The sequence below is a fragment of the Streptococcus hillyeri genome (assembly GCF_041081565.1).
In the GTDB taxonomy this organism is placed as follows: Bacteria; Bacillota; Bacilli; order Lactobacillales; family Streptococcaceae; genus Streptococcus; species Streptococcus hillyeri.
On record NZ_CP163513.1, the window covers coordinates 857,881 to 872,073 of the forward strand.

Below are 14,193 nucleotides of genomic sequence, written 5' to 3' on the forward strand. Positions count from 1 at the left end.
TATGGTACTTAAACAGTTACTTGCCAGTTTAGCACTGGTCATTATCCTTATCCTAGGTTATCTAACGCTTCAGACGAAAGGAAATACGAAAACAATGTCAAAATCAGAGATGACTCTTCCAAAAGTGGAGAAAATGGCTCAAAAAGTAAAACCTGTTGCACCAGAAAACCTGAAAGATATTTATCTAGCAGGAGGGTGTTTCTGGGGCGTTGAAGAATATTTTGCGCGTGTGGATGGTGTGGTTGATGTCACTGTTGGTTATGCGAATGGAAAGAGTGAGACGACCAACTATAAGCTTATTGGCCAAACAGGTCATGCCGAAACGGTTCATGTTCAGTACGATAAGAGTTGCATTTCTTTACGTGATTTATTACTTCATTATTTTCGTATCATCAATCCTACGAGTGTCAATAAGCAGGGCAACGATGTAGGTGCCCAATATCGAACCGGTATTTATTACACCGATGATCAGGATTTACCAATTATCGAAAAAGCTTTAGCTGAATTGGCTAAGAAGTATGATAAACCCATTGCGATTGAGAAAGAACCTTTGAAACACTATATTTTAGCTGAGGATTACCATCAAGATTATTTAGCAAAAAATCCGAATGGCTATTGTCATATCAACGTGAATGCGGCAGCTTATCCAGTGATTGATGACACCTTATACCATAAGCCTAGTGACGAAGAATTGAAAACCTTATTAAGTGCTGAAGAATATAATGTAACCCAGAAAAATGGGACAGAACGCGCCTTTTCAAATCGTTACTGGGACCAATTTGAACCAGGTATCTATGTTGATGTGGTAACAGGTGAACCCCTCTTTTCATCAAGAGATAAGTTCGAATCAGGTTGTGGGTGGCCAAGTTTTTCTCGCCCGATCAGTCCTGATGTGATGGTTTATAAGGAAGATACGAGTTTTAACATGACACGTACAGAAGTACGTAGCCGTGTGGGTGACTCTCACTTGGGGCATGTCTTTACAGATGGTCCAGAGGACAAGGGAGGTCTTCGCTACTGTATCAACAGCTTGTCTATTCGATTTATTCCTAAAGCAGAAATGGAAAAAAATGGCTACGGTTACTTACTAGACTACGTTGAATAAGTTAAGAGACTAGGTAACCAATGTGCTATCTATTAGAAAGGGGTTGAACATTAAACAGCTCCTTTTCTTTATATTATCTTAATAAAACTATGATAAAATAAATTGGTTTAAGAGTTATGGCTAAGATACTTTATGTGAGGTGAAGATGTATTCAATTTTAATTGTAGAAGATGAGTATTTAGTCCGTCGGGGGATTTGTTCACTCATTGATTTCAAGTCTTTTCAGATTGATCGTGTAGCTGAAGCTGAAAATGGACGTAAGGCTTGGGAATTATTTCAAGCGGAGCCTTTTGACATTGTCCTGACAGATATCAACATGCCTAAGATGAATGGGATTCAGTTGGCTCAAGCGATTAAAGAAAAACACCCTTCTTGTCATGTTATTTTTTTGACTGGTTATAATGAGTTTGATTATGCCTTATCGGCTGTTAAACTTGGAGTGGAAGATTACCTCTTAAAACCCTTTAGTAAAGAAGATGTTGAGAAGATGTTGGTAAGTGTTCTTGAAAAATTACAAGCAGAGCAGAAAAGACATCAAGTAGAGACCTATATTGTTCATGATGAAGCTAGTGATTTGAAAAAACGTATTGAAAAACACTTGGGAGAAAGTGATTTCTCTTTGAAACAGTTAGCGGAAGAGCTGGGCTTTAGCCCGAATCATCTGAGCGTGCGTATCAAAAAAGAATTAGGAATGACTTTTCAAGATTACCTCATTCAAGAGCGTATGCGTCAGGCAAAATTATTATTGCTGACGACAGAATTAAAAATTTATGAAGTGGCAGAGAGTGTTGGTTTTTGGGACATGAATTATTTTTCGCAGCGCTTTAAGCAAGTCGTTGGAGTGACACCTAGACAATTCCGTAAGGGGGAGGGGAAATGAAACGGTTATCCTTAGCCACTCAGTTTTTTGTTTATAGTTTTCTGGTGATGTTGCTTTTGTTAGGGGGTGTTGGAACTTTTTATTATCAGACCAGCTCGTCTGAGATTAGTCGCTTGATTGATCAGAAAACGCAGGATAGCTTGCAGCAGTCGAATCAATTCATCAGTTCCTACTTAGACAAATTAAAGCAAACAACCACTAGCCTCACTCAGAATCATCTGTTACATCGCTATATCACAACACCTAATGAGGTTAATAAGGAAAGCCTCTTGTTTCTGATGTCAAGCGTGGTGGCTAGCGATACTGATTTGGTATCAGCGGTCTTGGTGACTAAGCAAGGAGAGGTTGTGTCAACAGATGATAAGATTGTGATGAAAACCTCCCAGGATATGATGTCTGAGGCATGGTATCAGGCGGCAATTCATCAAAAAGCCATGCCTGTTTTGACACCTGTTCGTAAAGAAGCCTTATCAAAAGAGGGGGAGCAGTGGGTTATCTCAGTGACGCAAGAAATTGTAGATTCTTCTGGGCAAAATCAAGGAGTATTGCGTTTGGATATTGCCTACAAGAGCTTGGAGGACTATCTGGATCGTCTCAAATTGGGTAAGTCAGGGTTTACCTTTATCATTGATGAGAAGCAGGAATTTGTCTATCACCCCAAACAGTCGGTCTATTCGTCACCTGAGGAAATGTCTGAGATGAAAGCCTATCTTTGCTCAGAAGATGGCAAAACCGAAGGGGAGCGGGTATTGGTTTACCAGCTGTCTATTCCCAACAGTCATTGGACCTTGGTTGGTGTCGCGTCGTTAGATGAATTGCACATGGTGCAGCAGCAAATGCTTTTAACCTTTGTGGTAGCAGGTCTTGTTGCGTTGCTTATCTCAGCTATTGGAAGTGCTTTGGTCATTCGGATTTGGTTGAAACCCATACGAGATTTGCAGGAGGTCATTGTAGCAGTTGGAAATGGTAACTCTAAGTTCAGAGCCAAGGAAGTGGGGACGGTTGAAGTGTTAGACCTCTCTCGCTATTTTAATCAAATGTTAGACCAAATCGACCAATTGATGTTCTCTATAAAGGAACAGGAGCAGAATATTCGTGAGTATGAGCTTATTGCCCTTGCGAGCCAAATCAATCCGCATTTCCTCTACAATACGCTAGATACGATTATTTGGATGACCGAATTTAATGATCGTGAGCGTGTGGTTGCTCTGACCAAGGCTTTGGCTAACTATTTCCGACTGGCTTTAAATAATGGAAATGAGCAAATCGCCTTAAAGGATGAGTTAGAACACGTGAAACAGTATCTCTTTATTCAAAAGCAACGGTACGGAGAACAGTTACAATATGACTTCCAAGAGTTACCAGCTTGGGATAATTACCAAATTCCTAAATTGATACTGCAACCAATTGTGGAAAATGCGATTTATCACGGTATTAAAGAGGTTGACCGTCAGGGGATGATTAAGATAGCAGTTTCTGATACCGAAGACCATCTCATCGTCAGTATCGAAGATAATGGGAAAGGTTTTGATAGCCTGACTAAGTCAGATAGTGATGAGCCTAAAATGAAGCAAGGTGGTGTTGGCTTAAAAAATGTTGACCAGCGCTTACGTTTACAATTTGGAGAAGCCTATCACATGGTTATTGCTTCAGAAAAGGATTGTTTTACACGAATTGAACTCTTTTTATCTAAAATGGCAGTAAAAAATGAGATAATAGGCCATTAGCAGAGTGACTTAATAATTAATGTTTCTCTGGTAATGAGTATTTCAGTCTGAAAAAATGAAGAGTTAGACAAGATTATCAAAACTGAAAAGTTGGGCTTTGCTCAGCTTTTTTGGTAGAATGGTGTATAGAAAGAAGAGAGAAAGGAGCGAGCTAGCGAGCTCAACTGAACTCGCCTACAAGGCTTGGAAAAAAGATAAGATATCCTAGGTGTAAGCACCTGCGTCATCTTCCTATTTTTCTGTGCCTTGCTTAACGGCTCTGTATCTTAATTTATGCCAGAGTTACCAGAAGTAGAGACGGTTCGCCGTGGTTTGGAGCGGTTGATTGTGGGTCGGACGATTACAGCTGTTAAGATTTTATATTCTCCCATGGTCAAGACAGGTGCCGAAGAGTTTAGCTTATATTTGTTGGGGTTACAGATTGAGGCGATGCGCCGCCGTGGCAAGTATTTGATTTTTGATTTGGGACAAGCGGTGCTGATTTCTCATTTACGGATGGAAGGGAAGTACTTGGTCTTTTCAGATAAGGATCAGGTACCTGACAACAAGCATTTTCATGCCTTTTTCACTTTGGACAATGGCGCTGTGCTAGTTTATCAAGACGTCCGTAAGTTTGGAACGATGGAGCTCTTGGCAAAGGCTGAGGAAGCTGATTATTTTATCAAAAAGAAAATTGGTCCTGAGCCGACCAAAGAAGCCTTTAAGCTGAAACCTTTTGAAGAAGCTCTGCTATTGTCCCAAAAACTCATCAAACCCTATCTCTTGGAGCAAAGTCTGGTCGCAGGGCTTGGCAATATCTATGTGGATGAGGTCTTGTGGGCGGCTAAGGTGCATCCTGAGCGGGTGGCGAGTAGTCTCAAAAAGACGGAAATCAAGCGGCTGCATGATGAGACGATTCGTATCTTGCAGCTGGGGATTGAAAAAGGTGGCTCAACCATTCGGACCTATCAGAATGCCTTGGGGCTTAATGGAACCATGCAGGAGTATCATCAGGTGTATGGTAAGACAGGCGAGCCTTGTGCCCGTTGTGGCCGTGAGATTGTGAAAATTCAAGTGAGAGGGCGGGGCAGTCATTTCTGTCCAAGGTGTCAGAAGTTATGAAAAAAGTGATTGGTCTGACAGGAGGGATCGCTTCTGGAAAATCAACGGTGTCCGCTTATTTAAGAGAGAAAGGCTATGCAGTGGTTGATGCTGATCAGGTGGTTCGAGACTTGCAGCAAAAAGGCGGCGCTCTTTATCAGGTTTTACTGGAGTGGCTTGGAGAAGGGATTTTACAAGCAGATGGTGAGCTGAATCGTTCGGAAATAGGGAAGCGACTGTTTGCTTCTAAGGAAATGTTGGCAGCGTCTGCAGAGCGTCAAAATCCGATCATTAGACAAGCCTTGTGGGAGCAAAAAGAAGCACTTCTAGCGACGGAAGCGGTGGTTATTCTTGATATTCCGCTCTTATTTGAACAAGGGTATGAGAGTTGGTGTGATGAGGTTTGGTTGGTCTGGGTTGACGAACAAACTCAGCTAACCCGCTTGATGGTACGAAACGGTTATACCGAAGCAGAAGCGAAGCAACGGATCGCAGCGCAAATGCCTTTAGCTGATAAGAAAGAAAAAGCCAGCCACTGGATTGACAATAATGGGAAGCTGGCAGAAACCTTTGCACAGGTAGATGCTTTATTGCGATAGAAGAGGGAGTCAGCTCCCTCTTTTGTCTTGTTTGTTTTGTATGACTTTGCTATAATAACGTTAAAAGAAAAGGAGATGATGAGATGAAATTGATTGTTCGGGAATTGCAAAAATCATTTCAAGAAAAAGACGTGCTCAAGGGAGTCACTTATACCTTTTCATCAGGAGAGATTACGGGGCTTTTAGGGAGAAATGGTGCTGGAAAGACAACTTTCTTCAATGTGCTTTACGGGGATCTTATGGCTGATGGCGGTGAGCTCTTTCTTGAAGAAAATGGGGTTGAACGTCCGCTACAAGTTGAAGATGTAGGCATGGTATTTTCGGAAAATTACCTGCCAGAATTTTTAACAGGGTATGAATTTATCACCTTTTACATGGACTTGCATGTGACAAATCCGCATAAGCGAGGGCAAACTGTTGATGACTACCTTGACTTTATGGAGATTTCTGAGGAGGACCGTCATCGGATTATCAAGGGGTATTCTGACGGTATGAAGAGTAAATTATCCCTGCTCTGCCTATTGATTTCACGCCCTAAAGTTATTTTACTGGATGAGCCTTTGACGGCCGTAGATGTGGTGTCAAGTATTGCCATCAAGAGGTTATTGTTAACCTTAAAAGATGACCATATTTTGATTTTATCGACGCATATTATGGCACTGGCAGAAGATTTGTGTGATACGATTGCTCTTTTGGATAAAGGGGAAATGTCGCCTCTTGACTTGGAAGGGCACAAGGAGCAATTTGAAGAGAAAGTTTTGGAAGCCTTGCAAGGAGGTATTTATGAAACTTAGTCAGATGATGAGAGTTTTGTTTCAGGTTAACAATGCCAAGCAGTACAATTCATTGATTCATTTTTTACAAAAGATGCCATGGTTAGGTAAAAAGATTCCTAATCGCTGGTATAGAGCCAATGACGTTAAGGTCGTGATGATGATTCTTAAGGGCTTACTGATACCAGTTGACCTCTTTGGCAAGTCGATTATCTATATCTTTTTTTGCCTAGGCTCTGGTTTCGTCTTGAAGGAATTGCTCCCTAAATTTTTGGATTTGGAAAAAGCTTCCGCAGATCACTATTCTTTAACCTTAATGATTATTTTTTCAGTCCTATTTGCCACCATTTTTGAGATGAAATGGGTTGAAAAATCAGATGTGGAATCCAGTCAAGCCATCCGTATTTTTAAGATTCTTCCTAGAAACTATTTACTGGCTCGAGAAGTAATGGCATTTGGGCGGGGACTGATAGCAAGAAGTGTTGTGTTTGGTGTTTATTTTGTGACACTTGGAATGCCTTTTTGGTACGGTTTGACGTTTGCCCTGTTGCTCTCTGGATTTCGTATTGGTGTAAAAGTGATGGGCATTCCTTTTTATGTTTGGAATCACGAAAAAGCTGACAAGCTGATAACGAGGGGACAAATTATTGGAGTCTTCGTTGTACTTGGTCTTGGGGGAGCCTTAGTTTTTCTAGGAGAACAGTTTTCACCTCAGATATTTATGGGGTTACCTGCTGGGCTAATTGGGTTAGTGATGTGGTCATTTTCTTATCACTATCTTAAAAATCATCCTCAGATTAATCAGCTAACGCGCAGCCTTTTGACCCATGCAGCTCTAAAAGAAAGTGCAACAGCTGTTGAAAATATCGAAACTGCTGCAATGGAGGTCAAGGATAAGGATTTTGAGATTGATCATCAGAAGGTAATCAGAGATGATTTAACAGGAGTTGCTTATCTCAATACCATTTTCATGCAACGTCTTGGAAAACACCTCAAAAGAGAAATTAAATGGCGCTTGATTATTATTGGTGGGATAGGTGCTCTGATTTTAATCGTTAAGACGTTTTTTGAATCCAATAAACAAGTCATCACAGATGATACATTTTTCTGGCAGAGTTTATTTGTGACAGTGGTGATTGGCTACCTTCTTTATGTGGGGGAATCCTATGTCAAGTTTTGTTTCTATCATCTAGACAGACCGCTTCTAAAATACCATTATTACCGTAGAAAAGATGTGATTCTAGCAACTTTCCTAGAACGGTTTAAAAGCTATCTACGCCATAATTTTCCTATCTTTTTATTGCTGTCGGTCATTTATTGTCTGATTTACATGGCATTTTTTGATTGGAAAATATCAGGGCTTCTGATGATTATTGTCGGTCAAATCTTATCGGTTACCTTTTTTAGTCTGTATTTCCTTTATTTTTATTTCCTCCTTCAACCATTTAACGATGGCATGAAATTAAAAAGTAAGGTATATAATATTTTAACGGGAATCATTTATTACGCAGGTTATCAGATCATCCGACTGGCGAATCATATGACATTCCCAATTTTGATGGGGATTTTGTTAGGAATTGCCATTTTTCTTATAGCTGGTTTCTTTGCGGTGCTCCGCTTTGCTCCCAAAACCTTTAAATTAAGGTCTTAAGGAAATTTATAATGTGAAAGTTTGGCTAGTCAAATATCAGAGATGGGAAAATGGGGCGAATACCTGTTTTCCCATCTCTATTTTTTAACGCTATCTTAAATATGTGTTATAATATAAGAGTTGATAAGCAGAAGATAAGGTGTTTGTCTCATCATGAGGTGATGATTACTGACCTTTTCATAAAAATTTATAACATCAAGGAAGTAAACGGATGTCTACAGTAAGGATTGCTAAAAATGAAACCACAGATGTTGCCATCCAGCTGGCAATGCTCAATCGTCACGGCCTCATTGCAGGTGCCACAGGAACAGGTAAAACGGTCACGCTAAAAGTCATTGCGGAACAGCTTAGTTTAGCAGGGGTTCCTGTCTTTTTAGCCGACATCAAAGGGGACTTGACCAACCTTGCGAAAGAAGGCGAGGTGACAGAGAAGTTAGCCGCGCGTCTTGACAAACTTGGGATTAGTGACTACGAGCCACAGGCCTTTCCTGTGCGTCTTTGGGATGTCTTTGGTGAGCAGGGGCATCCTGTGCGTGCCACCATTTCTGAGATGGGACCGCTCTTGTTGTCTCGCCTACTTGGGCTTAACGATACGCAAACTGGCATTTTAAACATCGCTTTTAAGATTGCGGATGAAAAAGGCTGGCTTCTGATTGATCTGAAGGATTTACAGTCTCTTTTACGGGAAATAGCAGAGCATGCCAGTGAGTATTCCGCAGTATATGGGAACATTGCTAAACAGTCTGTAGCAGCTATTCAGCGAAGCTTATTAGTATTAGAGCAAGAGGGTGGTGAGCTTTTCTTTGGAGAACCTGCCTTGGACTTGAAGGACTTTATGAGCCTTGACGAACACGGTCAGGGAGTCATTAACATTCTTAATGCGACCAAACTCTTCCAAGCCCCAACACTCTATGCGACCTTCCTCTTATGGCTCTTGTCAGAGCTCTATGAAAACCTACCAGAAGTTGGTGACCTTGACAAGCCAAAATTTGTCTTCTTCTTTGATGAAGCTCACTTGCTCTTTAAGGATGCTCCAAAAGTCTTTGTGGAAAAAATCGAGCAGATGGTTCGCCTCATTCGCTCCAAAGGTGTGGGAATTTTCTTTATCACCCAAAATCCGATGGATTTGCCAGAAACGGTCTTAGCTCAATTAGGAAATCGTGTCCAGCACGCTCTTCGTGCCTATACGCCAAAAGAAATCAAAGCCGTTAAAACAGCTGCGGAGACCTTCCGACAAAATCCAGAGCTTGATGTTGTGACGGCTATTACCGAATTACAGGTTGGTGAAGCCTTGATTTCCCTTCTGAATGAAGAGGCTCAGCCAACAGCAGTCGAACGTGCCTTTGTCATGCCACCTAAGAGTAGCTTTGATGTTCTTAGCGCCCTAGAAGTACAGGCTATCGTTGGCAATTCACCATTTGATGAGAAATACCGTGAGATTGTTGATCGAGAATCGGCTCACGAACTGTTGGCCAAAAAAGTTTTGCAAGAAGCAGAAGCAGCTAAACAAGCTGAAGAGCGCAAGCAATTGGAAAAAGAAAAAGCAGCTTTGGAAAAAGCGAAAGCTAAAACGGCAAGTGGGGCTGGACGTCAACGAAAATCAACGGTTGAAAAAGCAGCGGATGCTTTTTTAACAACAGCCGTTCGTACCATTGGTCGTGAGCTTGTTCGGGGACTTTTTGGAAGTCTTAAAAAACGCAGATAAGAGAAAGTGTGACTATTATCGCCAGTATCAATTGGAAAAACAATATGCGAATTGCCTGGTTAGGCAATTTTCTAACAGGGGCAAGCTATTCACTAGTTATGCCCTTTATGGCGCTTTATGTGGAAGAACTTGGAGCGCCACAAGGAACGGTTGAATTTTACGCTGGATTGGCAGTAGCTCTAGCAGCTCTAGCTTCGGGTGTCTGTGCCCCTATTTGGGGGCGTTTGGCAGATCGTTATGGGCGTAAAATCATGATGGTCAGAGCGGCTTTTGTCATGACCTTTACCATGGGAGGGCTCGCCTTTGTGCCTAATGTTTTTTGGCTTTTGGTCTTACGGCTGTTAAATGGGATGTTTTCTGGCTATGTGCCAAATGCCAATGCGTTGGTTGCTTCTCAAGCGCCAAAAGATCAATCAGGTTATGCCCTTGGTAGTCTGGCGACAGGAGTGATTGGCGGCAGTCTAATTGGTCCTATTTTCGGTGGTCTCCTTGCTGAGGTCATGGGTATTAGAAATGTCTTTCTGTTTGTGGGAGCTTTACTTTTTGTTGTGACCCTCTTGACTGTTTTTTTCGTGGAAGAGGAGTTTACCCCTGTCACTCGTGACCAGCAGTTATCAACAAAACAGGTTTTCCAATCTGTCAGAGACAGGCAAATGTTAGTTGGACTTTTCATCACAAGCATGATTATCCAAATTTCAGCTCAGTCAGTTTCTCCGATTCTATCCCTCTACATTCGCTATCTTGGAACGACGGAAAATCTCATGTTTGTTTCTGGCGCAATCGTATCAGCTATGGGGCTTTCCAGTATGATATCCAGCGGTCGTCTCGGACGTGTGGGGGATAAAATTGGCAATCATAGGCTGATTTTAGCAGGCCTTTGCTACTGTGGTGTCCTCTACCTCTTTTTAGCTCAGGCGGAAAATGCCGTGCAGTTAGGGATATTACGTTTTCTCTTTGGATTTGGAACAGGTGCACTCATGCCGTCTGTAAATGCCCTGCTGACAAAAATTACTCCAAAAGAACATATCTCAACTATTTTTAGTTATAATCAAATGATGACCAATTTTGGTCAAGTCATCGGTCCATTTGTTGGGGCTACAGAGGCTACCATTTTAGGGTTTAGATGGGTCTTTTACGTGACCGCAGCCATCGTCTTTTTTAACCTTATCTGGAGCCTTATCAATTTTAGAAATTATCTTGGAAGTCGAGAAATCTAGTGCGTGTAAAAATAACTCTTAAATGTCAGGAATGTGGTAGTAAAAATTACTTGACCAGTAAAAATAAAACGAACCACCCTGATAAGATTCAAGTTTTAAAATATTGTCCAAAAGAGAGAAAAGTGACCTTACATGTTGAAAACTAAGGGAACTTATGGTAAACTATTAGAGACTATTCTAGGGGGAAACTCATGTATAATACACTATTGACCATTTTATTGATTTTATCAGTCGTATTGATTTTTGCTATTTTTATGCAACCACAAAAGAATCCAAGCTCAAATGTTTTTGACAGCAGCGGTTCAGAAGCGCTTTTTGAACGTTCAAAACCTCGTGGTTTTGAGGCTTTCATGCAACGTTTAACAGCTGTATTGGTCTTCTTGTGGCTAGCAGATGCTTTAATCTTGGCAATCTTGTCAAGTCGTTAATGATGAAGATAGATAAAAATGGGCTGACAAAACAGTCCATTTTTTACGATTTTGTCCCTTGATTTACTAATGAAAGGATTATTCAGTTCGTTATCTTCGAGCTGAACAAGGGCTACATGCTGATAAAACATTTCTAATGATTGTTTTTGGAAAGGAACCCTTGATATACATAAATGAAAGAACACATTATAACTTATTTAAAGGAGCAGGGCAGGTCAAATGTGAATGACCTTGCCGAGGCTCTTGATATGGCAGGAAGTCAAAAATTTCCTGTCTTGATTAAAGAAATTTCTAAGATGGAGAGCCAAAAAGAGCTCCGCTTTTCAGACGATGGGACCATCAGTCTCCGTCCGAAGTCAGATAAGAAAGAGCAAATTACCATCCAAGGTACTTTTCGTGCTAATAAGGCCGGTTTTGGTTTTCTTTTTGTGGATGAGAATGAAGACGATATGTTTATCGGTCGCAATGATGTTGGCTATGCCATTGACGGTGATTTGGTTGAAGTGGTCATTAAAAAGCCAGCAGATCGTCTTAAAGGCACAGCGGCAGAAGCGCGTGTCGTCGGCATTGTCGAACGCAGTCTCAAAACAGTTGTTGGGAAATTCATTTTGGATGATGAAAAGCCTAAATATGCCGGTTACATCAAGTCTAAAAATCAAAAAATCCAGCAAAAAATTTACATCAAAAAAGAACCTGTGGTGTTGGACGGAACTGAAATCATCAAGGTAGATATTGACAAATACCCAACACGTGGTCACGATTACTTTGTAGGAAATGTCCGTGATATCGTGGGTCATCAAGGTGATGTCGGCATTGATGTCCTTGAAGTGTTAGAGTCCATGGATATCGTGTCTGAATTTCCAGAGGATGTTTTGGCGCAAGCTAATAGTATCCCTGAGGCACCGACTGAAAAAGATTTGATTGGTCGTGTGGATTTAAGAGGAGAAATTACCTTTACCATTGACGGTGCCGATGCCAAGGACCTAGATGATGCGGTGCATATTAAGTTGCTGGACAATGGGAATTTTGAACTTGGAGTTCACATTGCGGATGTTTCCTATTATGTGACGGAAGGCTCTGCCTTGGACCGTGAAGCGATTGTGCGTGGTACATCGGTCTATGTGACTGACCGTGTGGTACCAATGTTACCAGAACGTCTGTCAAATGGGATTTGCTCCCTTAATCCGAATGTTGACCGCTTGACGCAATCTGCCTTGATGGAAATTAACCGCCAAGGTAAGGTGATTAACTATCAAATTTGTCAGTCTGTCATTAAGACCACTTGCCGTATGACCTACAGCCGTGTTAACGATATGCTTGCGGGAGATGAAGAAGCTCTTGCAGAGTATGACGCTATCGTTCCGAGTGTTCGTTACATGGCGGAGCTACATAACATTTTGGAAGACATGCGTATCCGCCGTGGCGCTTTGAATTTTGATACTTCTGAGGCTAAAATTATCGTTAATGATAAGGGAATGCCGGTTGATATTGTGGTGCGTCAGCGTGGCATTGCCGAGCGGATGATTGAATCCTTTATGTTAGCCGCCAATGAGTGCGTTGCTGAGCATTTTTCAAAACACCAACTGCCATTTATCTACCGTATTCACGAAGAGCCTAAGGCAGAGAAATTGCAGAAGTTCATTGATTTTGCGAGCGTGATGGGGGCTCAGGTACATGGGACAGCGAATAAGATGACCCAGTCTGCCTTGCAACAATTCATGGCAAGTTTTGATGGTAAGCCAGGGACAGAAGTCCTCAATATGATGTTATTGCGATCTATGCAACAGGCACGTTATTCTGAGCACAATCATGGTCACTACGGGCTTGCGGCTGAATACTATACGCATTTTACGAGCCCGATTCGCCGTTACCCAGACCTTTTAGTACACCGCATGATTCGTGAGTATACTAAAAATTCCTCTCAAGAAGTTCAAGACCACTTTGCACAAGTTGTTCCAGAATTGGCGACGTCATCTTCAAATCTTGAACGCCGTGCCATTGATGCGGAACGTGTCGTTGAAGCCATGAAAAAAGCTGAATACATGGAGGAGCATGTTGGCGAGGAATTTGAAGGTATTGTTTCTAGTGTTGTTAAATTCGGCTTGTTTGTGGAATTGCCAAACACCATTGAAGGCCTGATTCATGTGACAAGTCTCCCTGAATTTTATCATTACAACGAACGAAACCTCACACTTCAAGGCGAGAAGTCAGGCGTTGTCTTCAAAGTCGGTCAGCCGATTCGTGTCAAATTGGTCAAGGCGGATAAGGAAACTGGTGATATTGATTTTGAGTATCTGCCTAGTGATTACGATGTCGTTGAAAAGACTGCTAAATCTGATAGACGTGATCGTCGTGGCGGTCGTTCTAAGGGAAATAGCAGAGCTAATCGTGATGAGAAGTGTAGTACCGAAGAAAAGAGCAACCACTCTCGAGGTGGTTCTGGCAAGCGGAAATCATCTGATAAGCGTAGCCATTCTTCCAAAACAAAATCTAAAAAGAAAAAGCCTTTTTATAAGGAAGCGGTCAAAAAATCAAGTAAGAAAAGGAAAAAATGATGCCAAAAGGACTTTCTGATAACGTTCTTGCGCAAAATAAAAAAGCAAGGCATGATTATAGTATTGTAGATACTTTTGAAGCAGGAGTTGTGTTGACGGGGACAGAAATCAAATCTGTTCGTGCAGCTCGTATCCAGCTTAAAGATGGTTATGCTCAAGTTAAAAATGGTGAGGCTTGGCTTGTTAATGTTCACATTTCTCCTTTTGAACAGGGAAATATCTGGAACCAAGACCCAACCCGCACCCGCAAACTTCTTCTTAAGAAGAAGGAAATTGCCAGATTGGAAAATGAATTAAAAGGAACAGGTATGACCCTCGTTCCTCTCAAGGTTTATTTAAAAAATGGCTTTGCTAAAATCCTTATCGGATTAGCTAAAGGGAAGCACGACTATGACAAACGCGAGTCTATCAAGCGTCGTGACCAAGAACGTGACATTAAGCGTGTCATGAAAAGTGTCAATGCGAGATAAACG

13 protein-coding genes are annotated in these 14,193 nt (G+C 41.5%); all 13 read left to right on the top strand.

Annotated features, from left to right (window positions below; all coding sequences use genetic code 11):
- Nucleotide 1: 1 nt before the first annotated feature.
- The 13 genes from msrB to smpB all read left to right on the top strand — a co-directional run bounded on the left by msrB (nt 2) and on the right by smpB (nt 14,190).
- Nucleotides 2–1,105, top strand: a complete 1,104-nt coding sequence (msrB, locus tag AB6M99_RS04070) for a peptide-methionine (R)-S-oxide reductase MsrB (RefSeq protein ID WP_121834328.1) — start codon at nt 2–4, stop codon at nt 1,103–1,105.
- A gap of 145 nt (nt 1,106–1,250) precedes the next feature.
- Nucleotides 1,251–1,985, top strand: coding sequence for a response regulator (locus tag AB6M99_RS04075; RefSeq protein ID WP_121834329.1), 735 nt, complete (start codon nt 1,251–1,253; stop codon nt 1,983–1,985).
- Complete coding sequence (locus AB6M99_RS04080) at nt 1,982–3,712, top strand: sensor histidine kinase (protein WP_369351115.1); 1,731 nt, start codon at nt 1,982–1,984, stop codon at nt 3,710–3,712. The genes AB6M99_RS04075 and AB6M99_RS04080 overlap by 4 nt, the downstream gene beginning before the upstream one ends.
- A gap of 273 nt (nt 3,713–3,985) precedes the next feature.
- A complete protein-coding gene (gene mutM, locus AB6M99_RS04085) occupies nt 3,986–4,813 on the top strand; it encodes a DNA-formamidopyrimidine glycosylase (protein WP_121834331.1) in 828 nt (275 codons plus the stop codon).
- Entirely contained in the window at nt 4,810–5,391 is a 582-nt protein-coding gene (gene coaE, locus AB6M99_RS04090; protein ID WP_121834332.1) for a dephospho-CoA kinase, read from the top strand. The genes mutM and coaE overlap by 4 nt, the downstream gene beginning before the upstream one ends.
- A gap of 83 nt (nt 5,392–5,474) precedes the next feature.
- Complete coding sequence (locus AB6M99_RS04095) at nt 5,475–6,185, top strand: ABC transporter ATP-binding protein (protein ID WP_121834333.1); 711 nt, start codon at nt 5,475–5,477, stop codon at nt 6,183–6,185.
- Nucleotides 6,175–7,815 (top strand): hypothetical protein, encoded by a 1,641-nt coding sequence (locus AB6M99_RS04100; RefSeq protein ID WP_121834334.1) that lies wholly within the window; start codon nt 6,175–6,177, stop codon nt 7,813–7,815. The genes AB6M99_RS04095 and AB6M99_RS04100 overlap by 11 nt, the downstream gene beginning before the upstream one ends.
- 211 nt (nt 7,816–8,026) lie before the next feature.
- The gene (locus AB6M99_RS04105; protein ID WP_121834335.1) at nt 8,027–9,520 is read left to right on the top strand and encodes a helicase HerA-like domain-containing protein; all 1,494 of its coding nucleotides are present in this window, start codon (nt 8,027–8,029) and stop codon (nt 9,518–9,520) included.
- Between the two features lie 44 nt (nt 9,521–9,564).
- The gene (locus tag AB6M99_RS04110) at nt 9,565–10,737 is read left to right on the top strand and encodes a multidrug efflux MFS transporter (RefSeq protein ID WP_121834336.1); all 1,173 of its coding nucleotides are present in this window, start codon (nt 9,565–9,567) and stop codon (nt 10,735–10,737) included.
- Nucleotides 10,737–10,883, top strand: coding sequence for a 50S ribosomal protein L33 (rpmG, locus tag AB6M99_RS04115; protein ID WP_121834337.1), 147 nt, complete (start codon nt 10,737–10,739; stop codon nt 10,881–10,883). Before AB6M99_RS04110 ends, rpmG begins: the two co-directional genes overlap by 1 nt.
- A 45-nt stretch (nt 10,884–10,928) precedes the next feature.
- Nucleotides 10,929–11,165 (top strand): preprotein translocase subunit SecG, encoded by a 237-nt coding sequence (secG, locus tag AB6M99_RS04120; RefSeq protein ID WP_121834338.1) that lies wholly within the window; start codon nt 10,929–10,931, stop codon nt 11,163–11,165.
- A 173-nt stretch (nt 11,166–11,338) separates the two neighbouring features.
- Nucleotides 11,339–13,720 (top strand): ribonuclease R, encoded by a 2,382-nt coding sequence (rnr, locus tag AB6M99_RS04125; protein WP_121834339.1) that lies wholly within the window; start codon nt 11,339–11,341, stop codon nt 13,718–13,720.
- Complete coding sequence (gene smpB / locus AB6M99_RS04130; protein ID WP_369351199.1) at nt 13,720–14,190, top strand: SsrA-binding protein SmpB; 471 nt, start codon at nt 13,720–13,722, stop codon at nt 14,188–14,190. Before rnr ends, smpB begins: the two co-directional genes overlap by 1 nt.
- The last annotated feature ends 3 nt before the right edge of the window (nt 14,191–14,193 follow it).

Excerpts from the sequence above, each read along its gene's own strand:
- rnr (WP_121834339.1), top strand. The coding sequence starts at position 11,339 with ATGAAAGAACACATTATAACTTATTTAAAGGAGCAGGGCAGGTCAAAT.
- coaE (WP_121834332.1), top strand. The coding sequence starts at position 4,810 with ATGAAAAAAGTGATTGGTCTGACAGGAGGGATCGCTTCTGGAAAATCA.
- msrB (WP_121834328.1), top strand. The coding sequence starts at position 2 with ATGGTACTTAAACAGTTACTTGCCAGTTTAGCACTGGTCATTATCCTT.
- AB6M99_RS04110 (WP_121834336.1), top strand. The coding sequence starts at position 9,565 with ATGCGAATTGCCTGGTTAGGCAATTTTCTAACAGGGGCAAGCTATTCA.
- AB6M99_RS04095 (WP_121834333.1), top strand. The coding sequence starts at position 5,475 with ATGAAATTGATTGTTCGGGAATTGCAAAAATCATTTCAAGAAAAAGAC.
- AB6M99_RS04075 (WP_121834329.1), top strand. The coding sequence starts at position 1,251 with ATGTATTCAATTTTAATTGTAGAAGATGAGTATTTAGTCCGTCGGGGG.
- AB6M99_RS04080 (WP_369351115.1), top strand. The coding sequence starts at position 1,982 with ATGAAACGGTTATCCTTAGCCACTCAGTTTTTTGTTTATAGTTTTCTG.
- smpB (WP_369351199.1), top strand. The coding sequence starts at position 13,720 with ATGCCAAAAGGACTTTCTGATAACGTTCTTGCGCAAAATAAAAAAGCA.
- mutM (WP_121834331.1), top strand. The coding sequence starts at position 3,986 with ATGCCAGAGTTACCAGAAGTAGAGACGGTTCGCCGTGGTTTGGAGCGG.
- AB6M99_RS04105 (WP_121834335.1), top strand. The coding sequence starts at position 8,027 with ATGTCTACAGTAAGGATTGCTAAAAATGAAACCACAGATGTTGCCATC.
- AB6M99_RS04100 (WP_121834334.1), top strand. The coding sequence starts at position 6,175 with ATGAAACTTAGTCAGATGATGAGAGTTTTGTTTCAGGTTAACAATGCC.
- secG (WP_121834338.1), top strand. The coding sequence starts at position 10,929 with ATGTATAATACACTATTGACCATTTTATTGATTTTATCAGTCGTATTG.